Here is a 26,583-nt window from a genome sequence, read left to right on the forward strand (position 1 = left end):
AGGGTTATCTTGCTTCTTTTTTCAGTTCTTTTTCAATCTCCTCCATAAAAACAAGATCGATGCCTTCTTCGGCTGTAGGAACAATGTTAAGTACGTTATCCAATTGCGAGATGGTGACAAGACGGGCAATAGCGTCGTTTAAACTTGCCAGGATAAATAAGCCTGAAGCATTTTTACATAAACGATGGCCAACCAGCAAACTGCTTAAGCCCGAAGAATCTGCAAATTTCACCTGCGAAAGATCAAGAATTATATTACGCTGACCTTCGGTGTTAATCAATATCAACTCAGATTTTAACTGAGGTGTTACCAATGAGTTCAATTTGGGCTCATTTAGCTTCACTAAAATATATTTCTCGTGCTTATCGACAGTAAATTTCATTCTTCCTAAATATTAAAAAGCTAAGATATGATTATTTTACTTGTAATTAAAAATTACAAATTCCTAAGCGCTTCAATAATCCCGGTTTCTACCCTGTTCAACACGCTTGCATTATCTGGTTTTACAAATACTTCACCTATAATTTGCTCGTAAAGTTCAATATAACGTTCTGATATGGAGTTTACTATTTCAGGTGTCATAACCGGTACTACCTGACCTTCCTTACCCTGAAAACCATTCTCAATCAGCCATTTTCTTACAAATTCTTTAGAGAGTTGTTTTTGGGGCTCACCCTTTTGCTGGCGTTCCTCATAGCCTTCTTTGTAAAAATACCTTGATGAATCAGGCGTATGTATCTCATCAATCAGATAAATTTGGCCATCAACTTTACCAAACTCATACTTGGTATCAACCAATATCAGTCCCTGTTTCGCGGCTATTTCAGTTCCGCGTTTAAACAACGCCTGGGTATAAGCTTCCAATCTTGCATAATCATCGGCCGATACGATATTTTGTTTTAATATTTCTGCTTTTGATATGTCTTCATCATGCCCAACAGATGCTTTGGTAGTGGGTGTAATAATGGGTGTTGGCAGTATATCGTTCTCTTTCAAATCTTCAGGTAAGCTTTCACCGCAAACCTGCCTTTTCCCGTCGCTATACTCCCGCCAAGCGTGACCTGCTAAATACCCGCGAATTACCATTTCAACCTTAAAAGGTTCGCAAATACGACCGATGGTAACACTCGGATCGGGAACAGTTATTACCCAGTTGGGCACAATATCGGCAGTAGCTTCCAAAAAACGGGCCGCTATCTGATTTAAAACCTGGCCCTTATAAGGAATAGCTTCGGGTAATACCACATCAAAGGCCGAAATACGGTCGGTAACAACCATAGCCAGATACTTATTATTTATAGTATAAACATCACGTACCTTGCCTTTATAAAAATTAGTTTGGCCCGGTAAGTTAAAATGAGTTTCTTTTATCGCGTTCATTCTTTTAGTATCAAGTAATTAGTATCAGGTGGTTAGTATTTACAGTTCCGGGCAACAGATTAAAACTCTGTGCTGATACTTGATACTAATTACCTGATACTAAACTTTTATTGTATATCCCCGTAAGCTGCCAAGATTTTACGTACCAGCTTGTGTCTTACTACGTCTTCGCCGCTCAGGTAAACAATTTCAATTCCGTTAATATCAGTTAATATGCGCAGGGCTGTATGCAGGCCCGATTGTTGTTTCTTAGGCAAATCTATCTGGGTAACATCCCCCGTAACGATAAACTTAGCCGATGGCCCCATACGGGTCAGGAACATCTTGAGTTGCATATCTGTAGCATTTTGCGCTTCGTCAAGTATCACAAAACAATTGTCAAGTGTACGGCCGCGCATAAAGGCTAATGGCGCTATTTCAATGGTACGGTTTTCCAGGTAAAACTTTAATTTTTCTGCCGGTATCATATCATCCAGCGCGTCATACAAAGGCCTTAGGTAAGGATCTATCTTTTCTTTAAGATCGCCTGGTAAAAACCCGAGGTTCTCCCCTGCTTCCACAGCAGGCCTTGTTAAAATGATCCGCTTGATCTCCTTATTTTTGAGAGCCCGTACCGCCAACGCAACAGCTGTATATGTTTTACCGGTACCGGCAGGACCTATAGCAAAAAGTATATCGCTTTTATTTATACAGTCAACCATTTTACGCTGATTGGCCGTACGTGCTTTAACCATTACACCATTTGGGCCAAAAACAATCACTTCGCCGCTTGCAAATTTATCGGTCACCGGATCGGTTGACGGTGCACTGCTTACTTTTGACCCGAGTATTCGCTCAAGATCGGTAATATTCAGGTTTTCAAACTTCTCTACATGTTGTAGCAGGTGATCGAATTTTTCCTGAAAAACATTCAGTTCGTGATCATCACCCAGAATTTTAACTTCGCTGCCCCTGGCAACTATTTTAAGCTTAGGATATTGTTTCTTAATGATCTCAAAATGATCATTATTTGGCCCCCACAATACTGCCGGATTTACGTTTTCAATTGATAACTTTAGTTCGTTCAATACTAATTTGATTTTTTAGTTACAGATTTTTATGAATTAAAAATTGAATATTTGTAGCTTCAAATGCTACTACAAGATTAGCAATAAATATTTATAAAATTAATGGCAATAATAACATTAACTACTGATTTGGGCGATAAAGATATTTACCAGGCTGCACTCAAAGGCAGCATCTACAAATTATTACCTTCAGTTAATATTGTTGATATTACCAATAGCGTTGCCGCCTTTAACGTACAGCAGGCCGCTTTTATATTAAAGAACAGTTTTTATTACTTCCCCGAAGACACTGTACACCTCATTGGTATTGATACCGTTTACAATGACCATACAAAATATCTTGCTGTAAGATACAAGAAACATTATTTTGTTGGTGCCGACAATGGTATTTTTTCGCTGATGTTTGATCAGGATCCTGAAGAAATTGTTGAGATCAATATCATGCAGGATCTTAAATTCTTACATTTTCCACTGGCCGATATTTTTGTCAAAGCCGCTTGTCATCTGGCGCAGGGAGGCAAGTTAACCGAGATAGGCATACCTGTTCATGACATCGAAAACAAAATGAATTTACAGCCTGTTATTGAAAAAAATCTGATAAAAGGTGTGGTTATTTATATTGATTCATTTCAAAACGTAATAACCAATATTACCAAGGAGTTTTTTAACAATGTACAGCAGGGGCGCAGGTTTGTATTAAATTTTAAGCGTAACGAAACAATTAACCATTTAAGCTGGCACTATAATGAAGTGCCGGTTGGCGAAAAACTTTGTCTTTTTGGTATAAGTGATCACCTGGAAATAGCCATAAATAAGGGTAACGCCAGCGGTTTATTGGGTTTAAACCTTAACGACAAGGTGATTATTGAGTTTCAATAGGTTTTAAATATGAAAAAGATCATTCTGCTTTATTTATTTTGCTTTTGGGGTACGGGCATGCTTTATGCTCAAACAAATTCTCAGATAAGTGCCGATTCTATTGCTTACCAACTGCAACGAAAAAAGATAAACGGGATGCTTGATATGCGCAAGCAGCGTTTTGGACAGTATCAGCAAAGCTTAAATGAACATTCGGGGATATTTGGCTTGCAAACCAAAAATGATATACGTCGGTCAAATAATATTTTGATGGATATTGTTAAAACTGACGACAATATTTACAAAGAGCTCAAGATACTGCTGGAATACCGCGCCTTCCAACAAAGGCAGATTCAAAATCATACAAAGGAAGCGGAAAGCATTAACCAGGGCTACATGACCACCATCAACAAATTGCGGCAAAGAAATTTACAGTTAAAAGCAGACTTTCAGAAAGCTGTGGAACAAAAACAAAGTTCGCAACGTAATTATATTATCATAATAGTTCTCATGCTTGCGTCAATTTTATTTCTTTTAAACAAAAAAAGTAAAGTTAAGGTGTAATTTTGCACCCAAACTACACCAAGCATACATGGCAAGAGGACGACTGAACAGTGGCGCTAAAGCTGAGACAGAATTACCCAAAGCAAAAATAAACAGACAGAGCATACAGAACATTCGTAAACTGCTCACCTACATAAAACCTTACAGGGGCAAATTCATAGCCGGGTTGATATTTTTGTTTATATCAAGCCTGGTGGGGCTTGCTTTCCCCAAAATATTAGGAGCTTTGATCGATGCCGCACAAGGCAAATATCCAAACAGCTATTTACCACATAGTTTAAATGCCATAGCTTTTGCAGGTTTCATCTTATTATTCGGGCAGGCCTTTGTGTCTTTTTTCAGAGTAGTTTGGTTTGTACAGGTTGCCGAAAAATCGCTGGCTGACATCAGGCGCGATACTTATTTTAAATTGATCACCCTGCCGATGAACTTTTTTGCCAACCGCCGTGTTGGTGAACTGAACAGCCGTATATCAGCAGATTTATCGCAGATACAGGATACACTGACCACCACCTTTGCTGAAATTATCAGACAGCTGGTTATCATGGTCGGCAGCGTTATTTTGCTTGCAGTGGTATCTATTAAGTTAACCCTTGCTTTGTTGGCTATACTGCCTTTTCTGGTGGGATTTGCCGTATTTTTCGGAAGATATATACGTAAACTATCACGCCAAGCACAGGATAAACTGGCCGAATCAAATACTATTGTTGAAGAAACCTTACAAGGCATTGCCAATGTTAAAGCATTTGTAAATGAGGCTTATGAGGCTACGCGTTATGATAAAATTTTACGCTCTGTAGTTAATATAGCTGTTAAAGGAGCCAAATTCCGCGGTGTATTTGCTTCATTTATTGTATTTTGTTTGTTTGGCACATTTGTAGGAGTAATATGGTATGGTTCAGTATTGGTTAGTAATCATGAGATTTTGGTGGGCGATCTTACCACCTTTATCATGTACTCTATATTTGTAGGCGCAGCTATGGGCACCTTTCCTGATTTGTATGCCAATTTGCAAAAGGCTGTTGGTGCAAGTGAGCGCGTATTAGAAATACTGGCCGAACATGGTGAAGACATACAAATGGTTGAAAACAACAACCAGGTTGACCAGCAAATTAAAGGCGATATTGCTTTTGAAAATGTGGTTTTTGCCTATCCTTCGCGTTCAGAGCTTACCGTTTTAAAGGGGATTTCTTTTGACGCGACAGCTGGCCAGCGGGTTGCTATTGTTGGGCCAAGTGGTTCGGGCAAATCAACCATGGCTTCTTTGATACTACAGTTTTATCACCCGCAAAATGGTACTATTTTGTTTGATGGCCGCCCCGCATCTGATTTTTCTATTACAGATATCCGTAACCAGGTAGCTATTGTGCCTCAGGACGTAATGCTTTTTGGCGGATCGATATTAGAGAATATTGCTTACGGCAGACTTGGCGCTTCAAAGGAAGATATTATACAAGCCGCTAAAAGGGCCAATGCGCATCAGTTTATCTCCTCGTTTCCAGAGGCTTATGAAACTATTGTAGGCGAGCGTGGTGTTAAACTATCGGGCGGCCAGCGCCAGCGTATAGCCATAGCAAGGGCTTTGCTCAAAAATCCTTCGATACTGATACTGGACGAAGCTACCTCTTCACTTGACTCAGAATCAGAACGTTTGGTTCAGGAAGCTTTGGAAGAACTGATGAAAGATCGTACCTCCATTATCATAGCGCACCGCCTTTCAACCATCCGCGAGGCAGATAAGATCATTGTCCTGGAGAAAGGCGAAATCATAGAATGCGGTAACCACCTGGAACTGATCAGTAATGAACAGGGACTTTACCGCTATTTGAACCAGTTGCAGTTTGACGCTCAAAACAGCTAAAATTTTGCTTTAAATATCAAATTATACGCTATAAAATGGTAAATAATCTGTTATTTTAACAAAAAAACACACTACTTTATAAACGTAATACGTAAGCTCAAAAAAACATACAACGTAATACGTACAACGTACAAAAATGAAATTAACTATACACGGGGCGGCCCGGCAGGTGACCGGCAGCATGCATTTGCTGGAGGTTGACCGATATAAGATTTTGGTGGATTGCGGATTGGACTATGAGAAAGATCGCAGCATACAATCAAATGAAAATTTTCCTTTTCGCCCTGAAGATATAGATGTTGTAATACTTACTCACGCGCATATTGACCATTCGGGTAATCTACCTACGCTTATTAGGCTTGGCTTTAACGGCCAGATATTGTGTACCCCTCCTACTGCCGACCTTACCGAACTATTGTTGCTTGATTCCGTTAGCATTTTTATGAACAAGGCCAATAAAGGCAACAGAAAACGCGGCAGGGGAAAATTTAATGCAGGCGGTGGGCCGCAACCGTTATATTTACAAAAACACGTAATGGATACGGTTGACCGATTTGTGACCATTGGTTTCAACAGGCCGTTTCGTATCAATGGGAATATTGAGCTTACTTTTATTCCCGTTGGTCATTTGCTGGGAGCCGCGGCGGCTGTACTAAAAATAACCGAGAATGGCGAAGAAAAATCAATTGCCTTTACGGGAGATATCGGCCGTAAGCATTACCCGGTGCTGAATGATCCGCAAACTTTACCTCCGGTTGATTACCTGGTTTCAGAGTCCACCTACGGGGGGCGTTATCATACCAAAGATAAATCAGTTGAACAAACACTCATCGATGTTATTGATAAGGCTTGCATTAAGGAACAGGGCCGCCTCATTATCCCGGCATTCAGTATAGGGCGTACCCAGTCATTGGTATATTCTTTGAATAAAATTTTTAGCGAAGGCTTATTGCCCCAGGTGAAGGTATTTGTTGATAGCCCTATGGCCACCATGGCAACGGGTATCTTCAGAAAATACCACAGCCACGTGAACCAGGAAGCACAGGATTTTTACAAGGATAAAGGCGATGAGTTTGAATTTGATAACCTTACCTATGTTGAAAATTTGAAGGATAGCCGGCAGATCTCCAATTATTACGAGCCCTGCATCATCATATCATCGGCCGGTATGCTGGAAGGCGGGCGTATACAGGATCACCTTTTTTATAATATACAGAACTATTACTGCACCATCCTTTTTATAGGTTACTGTGCAAAGGGTACTTTAGGTCACCGTTTACTTCGCGGCGACTCCATTGTTCACATTAAAGACCGTGAGCTGGCCGTTTACGCCACCATTAAACAAACTGATGTACTGAGCGCCCATGGCGATCACAACGACCTGGTGGAGAATATAAAACAACAGGACAAGTCAAAACTAAAAAACGTTTTCCTGGTACACGGCGAGGCCGAAAGCATGCAATTGCTGGCCACTGACCTGGAACAAAACGGCTATACAGTTACCATACCAGAGAAGGACGTAGCTTATATGCTTTAACCTGAGGGAACCCCGCGAGTTTCTATATTCAAAAAACTTGTCGCTCTGAGCACATAGAAAGATCTTCTTCAACAGGCTTATCGCAGAATAGATACTTCGCTGCGCTACCCATGACGGCTTGCTTTTATGCTATTGCGAGCGACCGCTCGGCAACCCTGGCATTACATGGCAGCCCTGTGTAGTTCGCAATTGCTTCGTACCTCACAATGACGCGCGGGGAATGTTGTCATCCTGAGCGATAGCGAAGGATCTTCTTCGCCAGGCTTAACGACAACTTTTCTTTTAAAGAGCATGCTTCACTCGCTACCCATAGGTGGATGGGCCTGTCACCCTGAGCTTGTCGAAGGGCGCGCGTAGGGGCCTTTCCCCGCTATCCTTCGACAAGCTCAGGATGACAGGCTTTTTTGTGTTATTCCACTTTCAAAGTTAGCGGCTTTACAGTGTTTCTTTATACACCTGCCTAAAGCAAAATGGCACGAACCCTCAAGGATCCGTGCCATTTGCATTAAATTATAAACCTCGTGTTTAGTTATTTATTAAAGTGATCAATGATCAGGCTTGCAAGCTCCACACCTATGCGTTCCTGGGCCTCGTTAGTGGCTGCGCCAATATGCGGGGTCAGGGAAATTTTTGGATGCTTTAATATTTCTTCGCGTGGAGTAGGTTCGTTGTCAAAAACATCAAGAGCGGCAAATGAAACCTGTCCGCTGTTTAACGCATCTATCAAAGCAAGCTCGTCAATGAGGCCACCGCGAGATATGTTTACCAGTCCAACACCTTTTTTTGTTTTAGCCAGTTCTTCAGTACCTAAAAGGGCTTTATCAATAAATGGCGTGTGCAATGTAATAAAATCAGCAGTGGTGATGATCTCATCAAGAGTGGCTTTTTTAACCGAAACCTTAACAGTGGTACCGCCCCCCAAAACAATATCCAGTTCAGGGTTAAAATCAAAAAGGTCATAGGCCAAAACATCCATACCAACACCAATAGCTATTTTAGCTACTTCCCTGCCGATACGGCCAAAGCCTACAATACCCAAAGTTTTACCGCGAAGCTCAACGCCTTTGGCATAAGCTTTCTTTAAACCGTTAAAATTGGTAGCACCTTCAACCGGCATTTTGCGATTGCTATCGGGCAAAAAGCGTACAGCACCAAATAAACTGCCGAATACCAGCTCGGCAACTGATAATGAAGATGATGCCGGTGTGTTGTAAACACTTAATCCCTTCTCTCTGGCATATTCAACATCAATATTGTCCATACCAACACCACCACGACCTATTACTTTAAGGTTGGGGCAGGCGTCAATTAATGCTTTACGTACTTTAGTGGCGCTACGTACAGTAATAGCATCATAATTTTTTAACTTTTCAGGAAGCTCTTCCTGGGGGATATTGTTGGTATCAACAAAAAAACCAGCATCTTCCAGCAACTTTTTGCCTATCGGATCGATACCATCGTTAGCTAATATTTTGATCATCTTATTAAAGTCATTGGTTCACTTGTTCACTTGTTCATTGGTGTGCTTCATTAAATACTAATGAACCATTGAACAAATGAACTGATGAACCATATAAATTATTTATTATTTTCAGCAAATTCCTGCATGATATCAATCAGCACATAAATGCTGGTTATTGGCAATGCATTGTATATAGATGCGCGGAAACCACCAACACTCCTGTGTCCTTTAATACCAACTATGCCTCTTTCGTCGCATAGTTTAAGGAAAGGTTTTTCCAACTCAGCGTTTTCCATCACAAAGCAAACGTTCATGTTTGAGCGATCTTCAACAGCAGCAACGGCTTTAAACAATGGGTTGCGGTCAATCTCGTCATACAATACTCTTGCTTTTGTAATGTTTTCCTGTTCAATGGCCTCAACTCCGCCTTTAGCCTTTAACCACCTAAGCGTTAACATAGATACGTAAATGGCAAAACATGGAGGAGTATTATACATGGAACCGCCTTCAATTTGCGTTTGATAGTTAAACATAGAAGGAATCTTACGGTCAACTTTACCCAGCAGATCGTCCTTAACTATTACCAACGTTACACCGGCAGGGCCCATGTTTTTCTGCGCGCCTGCATAAATAAGACCGAAATCAGCAACGTTAACCTTGCGGCTGAATATATCTGACGACATATCACAAACTACCGGTACCGGTGATGCTGGAAATTCCTGCAACTGTGTACCATAAATGGTATTGTTTGATGTGATGTGAAAATACGCAGCATCAGCAGGTATGGTATAATCCTTAGGGATATAAGTAAAGTTGCTTTCTTTTGACGACGCTACAATTTCAACCTCTCCAAAATATTTAGCTTCTTTCAGGGCTTTATTTGCCCAAACACCGGTTTCAAGGTACGCGGCTTTGCCGGTTGAAGGCAACAGGTTATACGGAGCCATAGCAAATTGCGTGCTTGCACCTCCCTGTAAAAATAACACCGAATAACCTTCAGGAACATTGAATAATTCTTTTACCAAACTCACAGCTTCATCCAAAACTGCCTCAAATTCTTTTGAACGGTGAGAGATCTCTAACAATGACAACCCTGTACCATTAAAATCGATTACCGCCTCAGCAGCTTGTTTTAAAACTTCCTGAGGTAAAATGCCTGGTCCGGCACCAAAATTATGTTTCATATAATTAACGAATTGTAGGTTCTGAATACACGATTAGGAACTTTGTATTTAGTTGGGCCGAAGTTAATTAATTTGACAAAATATATAGAGTTTATTTACATTTATTTTAAAATGTCAATTAATCAACAAAAAGCCCTTTGATTGCAAATTTGTAAATAAATCCTTTTTAGATAAGGTATTTTATTACGATTGTAATAACTTTTCGGGATATTTAAGATGAGCTATAGTAGTGGCCGGATCGGCCGACGAGAACACAGAACTGCCCGCAACCAGCACATTTGCACCGGCATCAACCAGTTTTGTAATATTATGCTGGTCAACTCCACCATCAACTTCAATAAACAGACCTGGATTTTTTTGCCTGCTTAGTTCCTTAAGGTCCTTTAATTTTTTGTAAGTATTATCAATAAATTTTTGTCCGCCAAAACCCGGGTTTACTGACATGATCAAAACCAGATCAAGGTCGGCAATAATATCTTGCAGCAACGTAACCGGTGTGTGCGGGTTAAGGGCCACCCCTGCTTTGCAACCCAGTTCTTTAATGGCCTGTATGGTACGGTGTAAATGCGGGCAAGCTTCGTAATGCACTGTAATGCCGGCAGCCCCCGCATCCTTAAAAGCTTTTAAATACCGGTCGGGATCAACGATCATTAAATGTACATCCAATGGTTTGGTAGCGTGTTTTTTTGCGGCATTTACCACGGGGAAACCAAAAGATATATTGGGTACAAACATACCATCCATAATATCAACATGCACCCAATCAGCATCGCTTTTATTAATCATTTCCAGGTCGCGTTGCAGGTTGGCAAAATCGGCAGCTAAAATTGATGGTGCTATAAGATGATTCATATGCAAATATAGTAATCCCCTCAACCCCCTAAAGGGGGAGTTATAAATTTAGTGTAAAGTTTTTTGGTGCTCCACTCTTCTATTGCCATTTCAGCATGGCAACGTGTGATTTTAATAGCCAAAAGTTTGTCATCCAGAGCAATAGCGAAGGACCTTCTTCCCCCTGCTATGTACCAGCTTTTCTGTTGAAGAAGATGCTTCACTACGTTCAGCATGACAAGGGAATGTAAAAAAAGGGGATGTAAAACATAAAAGTGTTGTCATCCTGAGCGATAGCGAAGGATCTTCTTCGCCCTGCTGAGCACAGGTTTTGCTATGGGAAGAAGATACTTCACTCCGTTCAGCATGACAAAGTGTGCGTTATAAAATATTAAAATAAAATACAAAGTCTTGTCATCCTGAGCGATAGCGAAGGATCTTCTTCGCCCTGTGAGTATCGGCTTTTCTATGGAAGAAGATGCTTCACTCCGTTCAGCATGACAAAAATGTGAGGTGTAAAATGTAAAGCTTGTCATCCTGAGCGATAGAATGACAAATAATATACGTTTTGGATCATAACAGATTCTTGACCATCACTTAGCGGGGCATATATTAAGAAAAGAAATTTTGTTTATTGCGTCTTTTTCGAGCACCCCAATTTAATCACAGTTAAGCAGAAGGTCATAGTACTTTTTCATCAGTATGGTATCATAATTTACAAGGGAGCTGTAGGCCTCTGATACCAGCTCGTTCAAAATTGACGAGCCAAGTTGTCCGCCTCCATTGGGAATGGAGTCATAGTATACTATTAAATCTTTAACCCTTATGATCTCATATAACAATAACTGAACCAAATCAGTCTGTGAGCCCGACTGTATCCCATGCGGATTATTGTTCAGAAAATCTAAAGGATCATTCGTAGAAGGAGTCATTTTTTTTTCAAGCAGGATCGGACTTATGGTTTTACAACTATCTATTAACTATTATAAAGCTCAGACAGGTTGATTTTGTTTTATTTTTTTAAAAAAACTTCAGTAAATCATTTAAATAACAAAACCCTCGGAAAGAGGGTTTTGTTATTTAAAATTCTATAATTAATTTTCAGCCTTCGGCGACTCAGGCCTTGGCAATAATACTTTTCTTGAAAGCTTTAATTTTCCTTGCTTATCAATATCAAGTAGTTTCACCCTCACCTCATCTCCTACTTCAAATATGCCGTCCATTTTTTCAATACGACGGTGATCAATTTCAGATATGTGCAGCAATCCGTCTTTACCCGGCATAATTTCAACAAATGCACCAAATGGCATAATTGATTTTACTTTACCCTCATATATTTCACCAACTTCGGGTTTTGAAGCAATGGCTCTGATACGTGAAAGCGCCTGGTCGATAGATGCTTTGTTGTCGGCAAATATCTGAACAATACCCTGGTTGTCTTTTTCCTCGATAGAAATGGTTGCACCTGTTTCGCGCTGCATTTCCTGGATAATCTTACCACCGGGCCCTATAACTGCACCAATAAATTCTTTATCAATTTTAATGGTAACAATACGTGGCGCGTGTGGCTTGTAATCTTCACGGGGCTGAGTAATGGTTTTAGCCATTTCGCCTAAAATATGCAAACGGCCTTCTTTAGCCTGGTTTAAGGCGTTGGTAAGTACTTCGTATGACAGACCATTGATCTTTAAATCCATTTGAACAGCAACAATACCGTTAGCGGTACCGGTTACTTTAAAGTCCATATCACCTAAGTGATCCTCATCACCAAGAATATCAGAAAGGATAGCATATTTAGTACCCATTTCATTGGTGATCAATCCCATGGCGATACCTGATACCGGCGATTTAATTTTAACACCTGCATCCATAAGCGCCAATGTACCGGCACAAACCGTAGCCATTGATGACGAACCGTTTGATTCTAATATGTCAGATACTATACGGATAGTATAAGGATTTTCATCCTCAGACGGCAATACTTGTTTTAATGAACGCATAGCCAGGTTACCGTGGCCAATTTCGCGGCGACCAGCACCTCTGTTCGGACGAACCTCGCCGGTTGAGAAACCAGGGAAGTTATAGTGCAACAGGAATTTTTGGTATCCGTTGATGAACGCGCCATCAATCATTTGCTCATCATCCTTAGCACCCAAAGTAACGGTGGTTAATGATTGCGTTTCGCCGCGGGTAAATACCGCCGAACCGTGAGCAGATGGCAAATAACCAACTTCGCTCCATATAGGGCGTATCTGGGTAGTTGTACGGCCATCCAAGCGTTTACCTTCATCTAATACCAGGTTACGGATAGCATCATACTCCACATCGTGATAGTATTTTTTTGCCAGGAATTTGGTAACATCATCTATCTCGCCTAAGGTTTCGATATAAGCGTCACGAACTTCTTTAAATTTAGCCGAACGCTCGTCTTTTGCAGATGCAGAAGAAGCGATAGCGTAAACCTGGTCATAAGTTGCAGCATAAATAGCTTTTTTAAGCTCTTCATTACTGTTTTCGTGGCTGTAAACACGTTTTTCAGATTTACCAACTTCAATGGTCAGCTCTTTTTGAGCTAAACACTGTAACTTAATAGCAGTGTGCGCAAATTTAATAGCCTCAACCAGTTCAGCTTCCTGAATTTCTTTTGATTCACCTTCAACCATGTTGATATCATGCTCGCTGCCGGCAACAATAAACTCCAGGGTTGCTTTTTCAAGCTGGCTTAAGGTTGGGTTGATTACCAACTGGCCATCAATTTTAGCTACGCGAACTTCAGATATAGGTCCGTTAAAAGGGATATCAGAAACGGCTAAAGCCGCAGATGCTGCCAAACCGGCAAGGCAATCAGGCATAATATCTTTATCTGCAGATATCAGGGAGATCATTACCTGGGTATCAGCATGATAATCTTCAGGGAACATTGGGCGCAAAGCACGGTCAACCAAACGTGAAATTAAAACCTCATAGTCTGATAAACGGGCCTCGCGGCGTAAAAAACCACCCGGGATACGTCCGGTGGCTGCGTATTTTTCCTGGTAATCAACAGAAAGGGGTAAAAAATCAACTCCCTCTTTCGCTTCGGGCGACGATACAACCGTAGCCAATAACATGGTATCACCCATTTTAATAACTACAGAGCCATCAGCTTGTTTGGCCAGCTTACCGGTTTCGATCTCAATGGTGCGGCCGTCACCTAAATCAATAACCTTTTTAATTACATTTAAACTCATCTTTTTTTGTTTGTGATGCCCTTTTCATCTTTCGGAGCGCATCGGTTTTATGTATGTGAATATTGTTTCAAAAGTAAAAAAGCCATCCTCTTAGTTCAGGATGGCTTTTAAATAAAAAATGAGAGAATTACTTAATGATATCCCTTAGCTGTAAAGCTTTGATGATAGCACGATATCTTTCAATGTCTTTTTTGTATAAGTATGCCAATAATGCACGGCGTTTACCTACCAATTTTTGAAGTGATAACTGGGTTGAAAAATCATGTTTATTTTTTTTCAGGTGCCCGGTTAAATGTGCAATACGGGTAGTAAATAAAGCTACCTGTCCTTCTGCAGAACCTGTGTCTGTAGCTGATTTACCGTGTTTTGCAAAGATCTCTGCCTTTGCCTCTTTACCTAAATACATTACTTGAATAATATTAAAGCGTGAATGATTAATTATTTGAGGTGCAAAGATACAGTTAGTGTTTCATATTTGCAAGGGATTTAGCAAGTTGAATAAGCATATGTTTACCTAATTACCTATCCAGCTTTTGTAAATAGCTGCCTGCAGTGCATCAGGGTGTGGTATTGGGGTTATAGCGAATGTTTTTTCGTGTTTCTTTCCTAAAATTATAGCTACATCCTGCTTTATATCTCCTTTTTGTAGTCCGAGTGTTAGCGTATCTCCTTCCTTTTTTGATTCAAGCGTTTTATTAAGTAAACTGAGTGTTGCCGGGGTACCATTAACGGTCAATATTTTGGTTCCGCCCCTGATGTTCTTATTCCAGGCTGGTGAATTCCAGTCAACAGATGTTATCCTGAGCGTATCGCGCTGTTGCCTCACGTTAATACCGGTCCAGGCGTCAAATTCAGTAGTGGCTGTGGTATCAATTTTAAGTCCGCCATAAGCGAAATATTTTGGGTAATCGGGTGGTTTAACGGTTGAGGCATATTCAAACAATTCGGGCAATGACATGCCTGCTGTCTTTTCGCATTCGTTCCTGAACTCCTGCTCTGTAAAACCACGTTTTACCTGTTTATAATATTTGTAATAAAGCAATCGCATTACATCATCAAGCGTCTTTTTGTTTTTGGTGGCATGGCGTATACTAAAATCAAGCATTAAGCCAAGTACCGGGCCTTTATCATAATACGAAATTGTCTTGTTCATTTCGTCATCAGTGCCGCCAAAAGGTCCGTCGGCCCATGTGTTATAGCTGGATTGTGTAGCCGACTGGTATAAATGTCCGGGCTTGTTTTCATAGTTCCGGATGTTGTTTTGAAAATCGCCCAGCATATCTTCATCGGTCATTAAACCGGCACGCCTTACTATCAGGTATTCATAATACACGGTAAATCCTTCCGATACCCAAAGCATATTGGTATGGTTTTCTTTTGAATAATCAAACGGGCCCAGCTCAATTGGCCTTATGCGCTTTACGTTGTAATGATGAAAATACTCATGCGCTATAAAATTGTATAGCTTTTTTCTGGCCTCGGGCGTATTAAAACCCTCGCCGCCGCTAAAACTTAGTGAGGTAGAATTTAAATGTTCAATTCCGCCGCCACCTGCACCTATTGATAAAAAGGTATAATGCGTGTATGGTATTTCGCCAATAATATTGCTGCCCGTTTCAACTATCTTCTTCAGGTCGTTCATAAATGCCTGCCGGTCAAAAGCCGGGAGCTGATAACCGATAAAATTATGCGGCTTGTTTTTTACGGTAAATGGCGGCAGTACTTCAAGGTTGCCCATAAGGAAAGGACTGTCATACAATACATCAAAATCGTCAGCTTTATAAACATGGTATTTGCCGGGAATGGTATCTAAACCTGTAGCCACCATATTGGTCCACTTGCTGTAAGGTTTCATCTGTACGGTAACCGGGTGGTGCAGTTCTTTATCAAGGTACATAAACAAACCGCCGGGTGTAATGTAACCCCTTGTTTCATCAAGGTAAACATTACCCACAAAAGCAACTACGGCTTTAACATCGTATGAAATTTTTAACAAAGGTGCATTATTACTATAAACCCGCCAAACATTTTTGGATGGCTTATCCCATTTAATGGCTGTACCTTTATTATTGGTAACCCTAAAATTTTGAACAGCACCAGCAAAATCAAGTAACTGGTAATATCCTGGCGTCCAGGCGCACATCTTAAAATCGAGCGTTTTTCCTTTCGTCTTGCTTGTCAATTCTACATGGTAAAAATGATCGGCCGCTTGTTCCATAGAAACGGTGTATTGCATATTTACAGCTTGCTGCTGCGCAATTGCACTAATACTTGAAAATAAACAAACAAGCAACAGGAATTTACGAAGTATTTTCATGGCAATAAGGAGTTTCCCGAAGATAAAAATTACAATGATAGTATTGATAAACCACAGCAGGTTTTGTAAAATCAACAAACAATTTCTCAGTTTTAAACAATCTGACCGGCACTCATTATATTTGCCACATGGACACTCCCGCTTACTCCACTTTTGAGACCGAATTCCGCGTACGCCCCGATGACATTGATATGTTTCAGCATGTGCATAATAGCAAATATTTTGATTATGTGCTGGCCGCCAGGTATGATCAGATGGAGCGCTGCTATGGCATGGCTATGGAAAAGTTCATGGACCGAGGCTTTGGCTGGGTGGTACGCACAGCCCACGTTGACTATAAACGCGCCTTAACCATGGGCGACTACTTCATTGTAAAAACCGGCATAGAAAGCATTGACGATAAAGGCTGCCGGGTAAAGTTTACTATTACCAACAAGGGCACCAATAAAATTAGCTGCGACGGCTGGTTTGATTATACCATGATTGATATGACCACCGGCCGGGGAGTTAAGATACCGGAAGATATAATTGAACAATATTTGATATAGTAGGGAGTGATGAGTAGTGAATAGTGAGTTTTTTGATTAACGGATATTCAGGATTTTTCATTAAATTATTTGTTAATTTTTCCAACCACTCACCTACTCCTTACTCATCATTCCCTGGTACCTATAGTAGTTATTATAAAAAAACAAATAAGCCACTATCAGGTTAAGTGGTATCAGCAACCATAGTAAGTGGAACATAATAACCCAAAACAGTACCATGAAAAGGCCCAATATCCATTGAATATATTTTTCCATATTTAAGCCAAACCAATATAGCAGGCTATGGAACAACATGGCTGTACTCAGCCCCGCAAACAATAGTTCCGCTGCCATAAGCAGGTTAAACCTGCTAAAAAGCCAGATAGTCTCTGGCAGCAGCAAACAGAAGTAAATCACGGTAAAATTTAAAAATAGCCTAAATCTGCTGTAAGGCAGGTTACGCGAAAAACTTAGCTGGGTTTCTTCAAAACGGCGTTCTTCAAAAATGAGTACCACATGCGCGGTTATTACTGCCAGTATGGCAATGCCGGCAACGCGCAGATCGCTTCTCACATCTGCAAACAAATAAAATACCCCGGTTACTATTAACCACGATATTGCTTTGGTAATAACATAAGGCGCCTTTAGCCTGTCGAAAACATGATATATATACACGCTGAAATAAGGCTTGCGCCATTTGCCCGTTAACCTTAACAATACCGACTGCGTGCTGCCCTCAATCAAACGGTTTAACATGTGTACATATAAAACTGCGCTACACCAGATGATGCCCGTTAAAAACACCATGATGGCCACCGGTAATATATAATAATGATGACTTATGCCTACCCCAACGGCTAATAAAGCATAGATGAGCACAGGCAGCATAATAAAAGTTTGCGCATAACACCAGCCAGCCAATTGCTTATATCTGCTCAATGAATTGCTGCTGTAAAACAAAAATTGTTTATCGGCAGTTAAAAGTTGCCCGGTAACATAATGCCAGCTTTTAAATACATACAAAAGCCAAACACCTGCTACCAGTAATAACATCATTGGGCTGCTGGTCATGCCCAGCATTAATGATTTATGATAAGTAATAAGCATATTACCCGGTACCGCGCCTATCATTACAAAAAATACAAATAACAGTATAGCCGCATGTACCTGGTAAAAACCGTTACCAAATACCTTTATCAATACATTGGATAATGGCTGGCGCATTATGAAATAAATTTCAGGGTTTGCTCCTCAACCAATAATTCACGCGCCGCCGGCAACTCCGCATGCTCCAGCGCCTGGTGCGATGACAGCAGGAAACTTGTCCCTTCCTGTCGGTATCTTTCAGCAATCCAGGTGTTGAGTATCGTTAGCGACGCGGTATCAATAGTGATCAATGGCTCATCAAGCAGAATCAGTTTCGGCTTGCCCATAAAAGCCAACACCAGCGAAAGTTTTTTGAGCATACCGCTGGAGTAAGTACCCAGCGGGCGGTTCACATAAGCCTGCATTTGCATGGTGTTAATGTAGTGCTGCTCCTGCCCTGCCGGCGCGTCTTTGGCTTGTGCAAACAGCGCGATCATTTCTTTGCCGGTTAAAAATTCAGGAAATATGGGCTCAGCTTCGGCAAAATTTACCAGTTTGCGGTAGGCCACCGGTTGTTTTTTTATGCTGATATTATTATCCAGCAATATATCGCCATCAAAAGATAATATACCCGCAATTGATTTAAGCAAAGTACTTTTGCCCGAACCATTCACTCCTTTTATCCAGTATATGCCAGGATCGATGGATAATCCATCAATCTTTAATGCCGGGAAACCGCCATACAGTTTTTTGAATTTCATAAATTGCAGCATAGGTGTTTTGATAAAGAAGAGATAATCTTTGTTACAAAGGAAAGGTAAATGCGCATCCCCTCAATAAACACGTATAGACTTTAAGGTTTTCTATTCAACAATGATCGCAAATCCGAAAACACACATCCAACATCAAATAGCCCCCTCTATCAGCGCGCCATAAAATTCGCTAAGGTCCATGCCTGTTGCCCTCACTTGCTGCGGAATCAGGCTATTGGCCGATTGCCCGGGCGTAGTATTTATCTCGATAAAATAAAAATCGTTGGTGCCTTCCAGTAAAATAAAATCAACGCGCGCCATGCCCTTGCAATTGAGGCGATTGTACACCTCGGTCACAATGCCTGCAATCCGTTCGTTTTGCTGGGGCGACAGATCAGCCGGGGTCACCTCTTTGGTTACGCCCGATGTGTACTTAGCCTCGTAATCAAAAAAATCTTTTGACGTAATGATCTCTGTAGCCGGCAAAACAGTTATTTTACCATGAAGCCGGGCAATACCTATGCTAAATTCCCTGCCTTTAATAAACTCTTCCACCAGGATCTGTTCATCCTCATGAAATGCTTTTTTTAACGCTTCGGGCAATCCTGCCACATTATATACCTTGCTCATGCCTACGCTGCTGCCGCCATTATTGGGTTTAATAAACAACGGAAACTTTAAGGTAGCCGCAATAATGGCCACATCGTGCATATCTTTTTCAAACAAACGCATAGAGTGAGCTGTGTGCAACCCGTGTATTCCATTTACTATGGTTTTGGTATAGGCCTTATTCATGGTTAAGGCCGATGTTGTGGCATCGCAAGTGTTATAAGGTATGCCCAGCATATCCAGGTATCCCTGTAATTTACCATCTTCGCCGGGGGTACCGTGCACAGTGATAAAGGCAAAATCAAATTTTATTTTTTCGCCGTCAACAGTTATCGTAAAATCATTTTTATCAACATCAACCAATCCGTTTGCTGATTCATAAAACCACCTGTCGCGGTTAATGAATATGGTGTAAACCTTATATTTTTCGGCTGATAGATTGGCTGCGATGTTTTCGGCACTATTTACAGATACTTCGTACTCGCCGGTAAAACCACCGGCTAAAAGAGCTATGTTTTTTTTCATTTTGGATGTCAGATGTTCGGTCTTTGGAATTTTATATTTCTATTTTGTAGCAATTAAGCGCCTCTTGTTTTCGATTTCGAAATTAATGATAAAAGTAATTAATATGTTAAGCATGGCCGCAAAATCCGAAATTGAAATTCCGAAATCCGAAATTATCAGTATGTTTGATACTTAATTTGACTGTAATTATCCTTAGATATCAATGAGCAAGTTTGGGGCTTACTTAAAAACAAAATCATTTCGCAATAACATCATAATGGCTATTATCACGGTAATAGCTGTAGTTTTAATAGCTTTTTACAGTTTGGGGTATTATACCCATCATGGTGCAGGTATACCGGTGCCAAAGCTAAAGGGCGAGTCTGTTGACAAAGCCACGGCTATACTAAAAGAACAGGGTTTTGATTATAAAATTGACTCTGTGTATGTGCAGGACATTGCACCCGGGACCATTGTTGAGCAGGACCCTGATGCCGGCACTAACGTAAAAGAGGGCCGGGTGATATATTTAACTATGGTTACTTTACTGGCGCCCAAGATCTCGCTTCCTGACCTGGAGCAAAGCAGTTACCGCGAAGCGGTGGCAACACTGTCAAACTACGGCTTAAAAATTGGTGATACTACTTACCGCTCTGATATTGCCCGTGACCGTATACTGGAGGTTCGTTTTGGCGGCCAGGTGATCAAAGCAGGCACCAAGATACCTAAAGGGTCACGTATTGACCTTGTTTTGGGCGATGGTGAAGGCGCGAGTGAAGTTGAAATACCCGAGCTGGTAAACCTTGACCTTGATGCCGCCCGTTTTGCTATAAAAGGATCGGGTTTAACTATTGGTACCATTACTTATCAGGGCACCATCACCGACTCGACTAACGTCGTGGTGGTATCACAATATCCTATGAAAACCGACTCCCTGAGTAAAACAAGCATAGGCACCCGTATAAACTTAACAGTTACACAAGGCACAAAAACACCCGATGCCCCAGCAAATTAATGCCGTTGAGTTGCTTGCCCGTTTAAATAACGGCGAACAATTAAATTTAATTGATGTACGGGAAGCAATGGAGTACCATACCTATAATATAGGCGGGCGCAGCATCCCCTTGTCAAAGCTGGAACAAAATCCGGATACCATGGGTTACAACAAAACTGATGAGATCATCGTTATCTGCAAAGTGGGTTTACGGAGCAAAACCGCGCAAACTATATTACTGCAAAATGGTTATCAAAATGTTAAAAATTTAGCAGGCGGATTAATAGCTCTCCAAAAATTGAAATAATTATTAAACATCCTATTTATCATGACAGAACAGAAAGCGCCGTCAAAGGGTATACTAAAAAAATTCATCATAGCCCTGGTGCTCGTTATAGTAGTATTACTGGGTTTTACCGCTGTAAACTATTACTTAAAATACTTTGGCCCAAATGTTACCAGCAAACAGGAATATTTGTATATACATACAGGTGCCACTTATGATGATGTGCTGAAAACCATACAACAACAGGATATGGTAAAAGATACCGCCTCATTTCATTGGGCAGCTGTTAATATGAACTACCCTAAAAGGGTAAAACCGGGCAGGTATCGTCTTCACGAGGGAATGGGCAACCGTAAATTAATAAACATGCTGGCATCGGGCACCCAGGAGCCGGTCACGCTTGAATTTCATGGTTTGAGGCAAAAGGAACAATTTGCTGGCTTTGTATCAAAAAAGATAGAGCCCGATTCGGCATCGGTTATCCATTTACTTGACTCTGCGAGTTATGTTGCTAAATACGGTTTCACTACCGACAACGTGTACACGATGTTTATGCCCAACTCGTACCAATTGTACTGGAATACATCGCCCGATAAATTCTTTGAAAAGATGTATGCCAGTTATCAAAAATTCTGGACACCTGAACGTAAACAACAGGCAGCTGCTATTAACCTTACCCCACAGGAAGTATCTGTATTAGCCTCTATTGTTGACGCCGAAGCCCTGCATGATGATGAAATGCCTGCTGTGGCTGGTTTGTATTTGAACAGGCTTAAAAAAGGCATGAAACTGGAAGCCGACCCCACCGTAATTTTCGCGCTGAATGATTTTACCATTAAACGCGTATTAACGAGGTATTTGTCATACAATTCGCCTTATAACACGTACCTGAACAAAGGTTTGCCACCAGGGCCTATCATGATGCCGTCTGTTAACGCAGTGAAAGCTGTTCTTAACTATCAAAAAAGCGATTATATTTATATGTGTGCCAAAGCAGATTTCTCAGGTTATCATGCTTTTGCAACAAACGTTACCGACCACCTGGTGAATGCGCGTAAATTTCAGCAAGCCCTTAACGAACGAAACATTAAGCGATAATGTTTGAGCATACTACTAAAATAAGGGTACGATATGGCGAAACCGACCAGATGGGTTATATGTACTATGGCAACTATGCCGAATTTTATGAGGTTGGCCGTGTAGAGATGCTCCGGAGCCTGGGCTTAACGTACAGGGGTATGGAACAATCGGGCATTATGATGCCTGTATTGGAGCTCAAATGCAAATACCTGAAACCCGCCCTGTATGATGAACAGATCAGCGTAAAAGTGATCATGGATAAAATGCCCGGCATACGGATCCATTTCAGGTACGAGCTAATTAATGAAAAGGACGAGCTAATAAACCAGGGCGAAACCCTGCTGGTATTTATCAATATGAAAACAAATCGCCCATGCCAGCCCCCGCAGGATTTCATAGATAAATTGCTGCCATTTTTTGAGTAAGTTTGGTTTAAATGAAATGGCTGCATCATTTTCTTCTCCGGTTTGCATTTTACCGGTACATAATTGATTGGACAAAATATATTATCCTGCCGGGTTTTCGTCCGCTGCCATTATATACCGTTATCGATTTCTTTATAAGGGAGATCTCCAACAGTTCGCTGGTAAACAGGGCCTCGTCATTGGCCTATAGCTTTATGCTGGCTATTTTTCCGGCTACTATATTCTTATGTACGCTTATACCCTATATACCCATTGATAATTTCCAGAGGGAGCTGTTGAAGATACTGGCCAGCATTATGCCCACAAATGCTTATCTGGCGTTCAGGGACACTATTATAGATATTATCAAGAACCAGAATGGCCAATTGTTATCTTTTGGTTTTTTAACAACACTGTACTTTGCTACCAACGGGGTAAGCAACCTGATGAAAGCCTTTAATAAATCGTCGCTTATTACCGACAGGCGCAGCTGGTTAAAAAGGCGCGTGGTGGCCTTTTACCTTACCATAGCTATTAGTTTTGCTCTTGTGATAGCTATAGGCATCTTGGTAGCCGGGCAGGCCGCCATCAGCTTTATTAAATACCATCTGGCAAGTAAAAACATCTTTTGGTTTTATTCTATTCTTTTTCTTCGCTGGATAGTTAGCTGGCTGGTTATAGTAATCATATTTTTTGCAACCGTGTCGGTTTTATACCGTTATGGCCCGGCTCACAAAAAAAGGTGGAAGTTTATAAATCCCGGATCAGTTTTGGCCACAGCGCTGGCCGTGTTAACCTCTTTGGGGTTCTCTTATTATATTAACAACTTTTCGTCGTACAATAAAGTTTACGGTTCTATCGGTACGCTCATTGTGGTAATGATATGGATGTACTTAAACTCCCTGATTTTGCTCATCGGCTTTGAATTAAATGCAAGTGTTGAGCTTTCAAAACGCAATATTAGAATCGTAAAACCGCGTTTTAACAGCTTCAGAAGCAAAAAAACAGAAAATCAAAAAGATTAATAATCTGGTTTACAAACACTTATTTACTAATATTAAATAATTGAAAAAAAACTATAAACAGATTTGTCAATTCGGTTCAGATTTGTACTTTTGTCGCCGGAGAGCTGGCAGAGTGGTCGATTGCGGCAGTCTTGAAAACTGTTGAACTGTGAAAGGTTCCTGGGGTTCGAATCCCTAGCTCTCCGCCATAAGGCAAAACAAAAGAAACTGCGTCATTCGTAGAGTCTTTTCGAAAAACTTGCCAAAAACAGCATCAGTAAAGCGTAGAGCGCATAGGTTCTGAACCCTAACTCTCCGCAGAAAGCATTTAAAAAGTGTAGAAAGCCCTTTAATTGAAAGATTAAAGGGCTTTTTCTTTGTCATTACCTACCAAAACTCGCATACAATCGCAAAACTCTTTTGCGTCATTCGTAGAGTCTTTTAAAAGTCAGGCTAAAAAATAAAAAGACTCTACGAATGGCTTATAACCAACTGTATTACAGCATGTTTACGAGATGGACATCTTGTGATACAGCAGGCACAAACGTAATTTTGTTAACCTTTTTATTAATGTGTTATGTTGGAAAAAAGCTTTGGATTGATGTTTTTCTTAAAACAACCAAAAAATCAAAATGAAACCCTAAGGTTTATTTATGTAAAGATCACGGTGGACGGAAAGGCTACCGAACTTTCTACAAAAAGAAAATGTGAGTTATCGCGCTGGAATACCGCGGCCGGTAGAGAATCCGGAAATAAAGAGAGCACCAAGGAACTCAATTATTACCTGGATACGTTAGAACAAATGATCTATCAGGCTAAGAGATCTTTGAACGATTCCGATAAGCCTGTGTCAGGTCAGGCAATTAAAGATATTATTAATGGTGTGACTGAAAAGCCAAGGATGATATTAGACGTATTTAAGCATCACAACGACCAAATGAAGGCGCTGGAAGGCATAGATTATGCTTCAGGAACCATTGGACGGTACGAAATTTCAATGCAGCACACAAAGGATTTTATCAGGTGGATGTATAAAATAGATGATAAGCCAATCAAAGAATTGAATTATGAGTTTATATCCCAGTATGCTTTCTGGTTAAAGACCGTTCGAAAATGCAATCATAATTCCACAATGAAATATCTGGCCAACTTCAAAAAGGTCGTATTGATCTGCGTTAAAAATCGGTGGCTTCCGGCCGACCCGTTCGCAAACTTTAAGCTTACAAAAAAAGAGGTCGAGAAAATTGCCTTAACCGAATTGGAGTTAAAAAAAGTCATCGAACGAAAATTCGAAACAGAGCGTCTCGACCTGGTGAGAGATATATTTGTTTTCAGCTGCTATACAGGCCTTGCCTACGCGGATGTAAAGAATTTAAAAAGATCAGACATTAAAGATGGTGTAGACGGCAAGGAATGGATATTTATAAATCGAAAAAAAACCAATTCAGCCTCCCACCTACCCTTGTTAGCTCAGGCAAAAAAAATTCTGTCAAAATATCGGGAACATAGCAGGTGTGCGGACTCTGGTTATGCACTACCTATTTTAACGAATCAAAAAATGAATTCCTATTTAAAGGAAATTGCAGATTCCTGCAAGATCAACGCGGAACTCACCTTTCACATCGCGCGGCATACTTTTGCTACCACGGTTACGCTAAACAATGGAGTTTCAATAGAAGCGGTTTCAAAAATGCTTGGCCATTCATCAATTAGGCAAACGCAGCACTATGCTAAAATGCAAAATTACAAAGTAAGCCAGGATATGCTTTTATTAGAAGATGCGTTAACAGCGAAAAGCTATTAGGAACAACGTCAGTTCTAAGGTCAGTAAACCAATGCTGACCTTAGAATTTGATTTCTATAAGACTTCCCTGGTAGGGATCATAATTTGGCTGATAGGTTATGTAGCCTAAAGAAATTAGTTTGGCGATACATTTATGATAGGTGGTTATACTACCAAAATGGGCCTTCTTCATAAGGTTTTTGCGGGAGACCTTAAACTGTTTCTTAAACCCGGATAAACACCAGATCTCTAATAGACACATATAAAGGCTAATATGCCATACGGTGACGTTTTCATCGCTAGATATCCTCGAATATAATTTCACTATGATGGATGGCTCAGGCACGCTTATTTTCCCTTCCCTACTATCATATTCTCCACATCTGACTTTTTGTACAGGTGTATCCCTCCTACTTTATTTGATTTAAGTTTGCCACTGATTCTTAAATTTTGAATTGTCCCTGTCGAGATCTTCAATAATTTTCTGACATCTGAGCATCTAAGCCACTCATCGGCGTTATTTCCAGAAGTCCTTATTATGGTTGTAAGGTCATTCAATAAAGCTTGTCGAAATTTCTCTAAGTCATCCTTTGTAATCAGTTCATGTGACATTGCAAATCAATTTAAAATTCAAGAACGAAAGTAAAAAGACAGCAAAAGCGAAAACAGTGAAAGGGGGTGAAAAATTCTTTTCACCCCCTCCTAAAAATATAGAGATTTTAAATCAAGATAACATGGTAACCTAGGGAAAATATCACATATGAAAACGATCCCAGACGATGGAAAAGTTAATTTTAAGGCATGTTTATTACTGTCGAACCAGGGACCAAAAGATTATGAGTATTTTATTTGCTATCTGAAAAGTAAGTAGGAAATCGTGTCATACGATTTACAGAGGCCAATTTAAGACTATTTTACGATTTGGTCAAGGATGCGTTGTTACATATTTGTTACTTGAATATATATAGACCTTTAATATACTAATGTCTACTTATTCATATTTAGATTTATAATCTTTCATCGAGAATCAACGAACCGAAAATTTGAGCTGTTTAATAATGGCCAATACATATCGATCGGTAGGCTTCTTCTTTTGATTAATAGATGCTGTTTGAAACAGCCTTCCGCAAATATCATGAAACATAATATCGTTTATGTTGACATAAAAAATTTAACTAACATTAATAATAAATTGTTATCCTTTGTTAAAATAGCAAATTGATTGGCTGCAATGGCTAACAGTTGCTTTAAAATGACCAATGT

General features: G+C 40.4%; 25 protein-coding genes and 1 tRNA gene. 12 read left to right on the forward strand and 14 right to left on the reverse strand.

Annotated features, from left to right (window positions below):
• Window positions 1–4 precede the first annotated feature (4 nt).
• The 3 genes from J2W55_RS16940 to J2W55_RS16950 form a co-directional block, all read right to left on the reverse strand.
• The gene (locus tag J2W55_RS16940; RefSeq protein ID WP_310098206.1) at window positions 5–382 is read right to left on the reverse strand and encodes an STAS domain-containing protein; all 378 of its coding nucleotides are present in this window, start codon (window positions 380–382) and stop codon (window positions 5–7) included.
• Window positions 383–435: 53 nt separating this feature from the next.
• Complete coding sequence (locus J2W55_RS16945) at window positions 436–1,380, reverse strand: phosphoribosylaminoimidazolesuccinocarboxamide synthase (RefSeq protein ID WP_310098209.1); 945 nt, start codon at window positions 1,378–1,380, stop codon at window positions 436–438.
• A gap of 107 nt (window positions 1,381–1,487) precedes the next feature.
• A complete protein-coding gene (locus J2W55_RS16950) occupies window positions 1,488–2,447 on the reverse strand; it encodes a PhoH family protein (RefSeq protein ID WP_310098212.1) in 960 nt (319 codons plus the stop codon).
• Between the two features lie 102 nt (window positions 2,448–2,549).
• On the opposite strand from J2W55_RS16950, the gene J2W55_RS16955 reads away from it, so the two are divergent.
• The 4 genes from J2W55_RS16955 (at window position 2,550) to J2W55_RS16970 (ending at window position 7,267) form a co-directional block, all read left to right on the forward strand.
• On the forward strand, window positions 2,550–3,326 hold the full coding sequence (locus J2W55_RS16955) for an SAM hydrolase/SAM-dependent halogenase family protein (RefSeq protein ID WP_310098215.1): 777 nt from the start codon (window positions 2,550–2,552) through the stop codon (window positions 3,324–3,326).
• A gap of 9 nt (window positions 3,327–3,335) precedes the next feature.
• Window positions 3,336–3,869 (forward strand): hypothetical protein, encoded by a 534-nt coding sequence (locus J2W55_RS16960; RefSeq protein WP_310098217.1) that lies wholly within the window; start codon window positions 3,336–3,338, stop codon window positions 3,867–3,869.
• A 28-nt stretch (window positions 3,870–3,897) separates the two neighbouring features.
• Window positions 3,898–5,730: an ABC transporter ATP-binding protein gene (locus J2W55_RS16965; protein WP_310098220.1), complete on the forward strand. Its 1,833-nt coding sequence runs from the start codon at window positions 3,898–3,900 to the stop codon at window positions 5,728–5,730.
• A gap of 136 nt (window positions 5,731–5,866) precedes the next feature.
• Window positions 5,867–7,267 (forward strand): MBL fold metallo-hydrolase, encoded by a 1,401-nt coding sequence (locus tag J2W55_RS16970; RefSeq protein ID WP_310098223.1) that lies wholly within the window; start codon window positions 5,867–5,869, stop codon window positions 7,265–7,267.
• A 529-nt stretch (window positions 7,268–7,796) separates the two neighbouring features.
• Here the strand turns inward: J2W55_RS16970 and J2W55_RS16975 are convergent.
• The 7 genes from J2W55_RS16975 to J2W55_RS17005 all read right to left on the reverse strand — a co-directional run bounded on the left by J2W55_RS16975 (window position 7,797) and on the right by J2W55_RS17005 (window position 16,291).
• Complete coding sequence (locus tag J2W55_RS16975) at window positions 7,797–8,747, reverse strand: D-2-hydroxyacid dehydrogenase (RefSeq protein ID WP_310098227.1); 951 nt, start codon at window positions 8,745–8,747, stop codon at window positions 7,797–7,799.
• Window positions 8,748–8,845: 98 nt separating this feature from the next.
• Window positions 8,846–9,913 (reverse strand): 3-phosphoserine/phosphohydroxythreonine transaminase, encoded by a 1,068-nt coding sequence (gene serC / locus J2W55_RS16980; protein ID WP_310098230.1) that lies wholly within the window; start codon window positions 9,911–9,913, stop codon window positions 8,846–8,848.
• A 183-nt stretch (window positions 9,914–10,096) separates the two neighbouring features.
• Window positions 10,097–10,765 carry a ribulose-phosphate 3-epimerase gene (gene rpe / locus J2W55_RS16985; RefSeq protein ID WP_310098233.1) on the reverse strand — a complete coding sequence of 223 codons (669 nt, stop codon included), beginning with the start codon at window positions 10,763–10,765 and terminating at the stop codon, window positions 10,097–10,099.
• A 638-nt stretch (window positions 10,766–11,403) separates the two neighbouring features.
• Window positions 11,404–11,676, reverse strand: a complete 273-nt coding sequence (locus tag J2W55_RS16990) for a hypothetical protein (protein ID WP_310098237.1) — start codon at window positions 11,674–11,676, stop codon at window positions 11,404–11,406.
• A 162-nt stretch (window positions 11,677–11,838) separates the two neighbouring features.
• Window positions 11,839–13,974 carry a polyribonucleotide nucleotidyltransferase gene (gene pnp, locus J2W55_RS16995; RefSeq protein WP_310098240.1) on the reverse strand — a complete coding sequence of 712 codons (2,136 nt, stop codon included), beginning with the start codon at window positions 13,972–13,974 and terminating at the stop codon, window positions 11,839–11,841.
• A 127-nt stretch (window positions 13,975–14,101) separates the two neighbouring features.
• Window positions 14,102–14,380 carry a 30S ribosomal protein S15 gene (gene rpsO / locus J2W55_RS17000; protein ID WP_112571906.1) on the reverse strand — a complete coding sequence of 93 codons (279 nt, stop codon included), beginning with the start codon at window positions 14,378–14,380 and terminating at the stop codon, window positions 14,102–14,104.
• A gap of 108 nt (window positions 14,381–14,488) precedes the next feature.
• Window positions 14,489–16,291, reverse strand: a complete 1,803-nt coding sequence (locus J2W55_RS17005) for a M61 family metallopeptidase (RefSeq protein ID WP_310098243.1) — start codon at window positions 16,289–16,291, stop codon at window positions 14,489–14,491.
• A gap of 128 nt (window positions 16,292–16,419) precedes the next feature.
• On the opposite strand from J2W55_RS17005, the gene J2W55_RS17010 reads away from it, so the two are divergent.
• A complete protein-coding gene (locus J2W55_RS17010; RefSeq protein ID WP_310098246.1) occupies window positions 16,420–16,839 on the forward strand; it encodes an acyl-CoA thioesterase in 420 nt (139 codons plus the stop codon).
• A 93-nt stretch (window positions 16,840–16,932) separates the two neighbouring features.
• Here J2W55_RS17010 and J2W55_RS17015 read toward each other — a convergent pair whose 3' ends face one another.
• The 3 genes from J2W55_RS17015 to J2W55_RS17025 all read right to left on the reverse strand — a co-directional run bounded on the left by J2W55_RS17015 (window position 16,933) and on the right by J2W55_RS17025 (window position 19,790).
• Window positions 16,933–18,042 carry a hypothetical protein gene (locus J2W55_RS17015; RefSeq protein WP_310098250.1) on the reverse strand — a complete coding sequence of 370 codons (1,110 nt, stop codon included), beginning with the start codon at window positions 18,040–18,042 and terminating at the stop codon, window positions 16,933–16,935.
• Entirely contained in the window at window positions 18,042–18,665 is a 624-nt protein-coding gene (locus J2W55_RS17020) for an ABC transporter ATP-binding protein (RefSeq protein ID WP_310098252.1), read from the reverse strand. Before J2W55_RS17020 ends, J2W55_RS17015 begins: the two co-directional genes overlap by 1 nt.
• 144 nt (window positions 18,666–18,809) lie before the next feature.
• Window positions 18,810–19,790, reverse strand: coding sequence for a D-alanine--D-alanine ligase (locus tag J2W55_RS17025; RefSeq protein WP_310098254.1), 981 nt, complete (start codon window positions 19,788–19,790; stop codon window positions 18,810–18,812).
• Window positions 19,791–19,992: 202 nt separating this feature from the next.
• On the opposite strand from J2W55_RS17025, the gene J2W55_RS17030 reads away from it, so the two are divergent.
• From J2W55_RS17030 to J2W55_RS17060, 7 genes are all read left to right on the forward strand, one after another.
• Window positions 19,993–20,784, forward strand: coding sequence for a PASTA domain-containing protein (locus J2W55_RS17030; RefSeq protein WP_310098256.1), 792 nt, complete (start codon window positions 19,993–19,995; stop codon window positions 20,782–20,784).
• The gene (locus tag J2W55_RS17035) at window positions 20,768–21,070 is read left to right on the forward strand and encodes a rhodanese-like domain-containing protein (protein ID WP_310098259.1); all 303 of its coding nucleotides are present in this window, start codon (window positions 20,768–20,770) and stop codon (window positions 21,068–21,070) included. The genes J2W55_RS17030 and J2W55_RS17035 overlap by 17 nt, the downstream gene beginning before the upstream one ends.
• A gap of 21 nt (window positions 21,071–21,091) precedes the next feature.
• Entirely contained in the window at window positions 21,092–22,147 is a 1,056-nt protein-coding gene (gene mltG, locus J2W55_RS17040; protein WP_310098262.1) for an endolytic transglycosylase MltG, read from the forward strand.
• Window positions 22,147–22,554, forward strand: coding sequence for an acyl-CoA thioesterase (locus J2W55_RS17045; protein ID WP_310098265.1), 408 nt, complete (start codon window positions 22,147–22,149; stop codon window positions 22,552–22,554). Before mltG ends, J2W55_RS17045 begins: the two co-directional genes overlap by 1 nt.
• A gap of 11 nt (window positions 22,555–22,565) precedes the next feature.
• Window positions 22,566–23,558, forward strand: coding sequence for a YihY/virulence factor BrkB family protein (locus J2W55_RS17050; RefSeq protein ID WP_310098268.1), 993 nt, complete (start codon window positions 22,566–22,568; stop codon window positions 23,556–23,558).
• Between the two features lie 98 nt (window positions 23,559–23,656).
• Window positions 23,657–23,746: transfer RNA gene (locus J2W55_RS17055), tRNA-Ser, on the forward strand.
• Between the two features lie 368 nt (window positions 23,747–24,114).
• Window positions 24,115–25,341 carry a site-specific integrase gene (locus J2W55_RS17060; RefSeq protein WP_310098271.1) on the forward strand — a complete coding sequence of 409 codons (1,227 nt, stop codon included), beginning with the start codon at window positions 24,115–24,117 and terminating at the stop codon, window positions 25,339–25,341.
• 327 nt (window positions 25,342–25,668) lie between these two features.
• Here J2W55_RS17060 and J2W55_RS25775 read toward each other — a convergent pair whose 3' ends face one another.
• Window positions 25,669–25,932: a helix-turn-helix domain-containing protein gene (locus J2W55_RS25775; RefSeq protein WP_374726370.1), complete on the reverse strand. Its 264-nt coding sequence runs from the start codon at window positions 25,930–25,932 to the stop codon at window positions 25,669–25,671.
• Window positions 25,933–26,583: the final 651 nt, after the last annotated feature.

It is taken from the genome of Mucilaginibacter pocheonensis (assembly GCF_031456535.1).
GTDB lineage: Bacteria > Bacteroidota > Bacteroidia > Sphingobacteriales > Sphingobacteriaceae > Mucilaginibacter > Mucilaginibacter pocheonensis.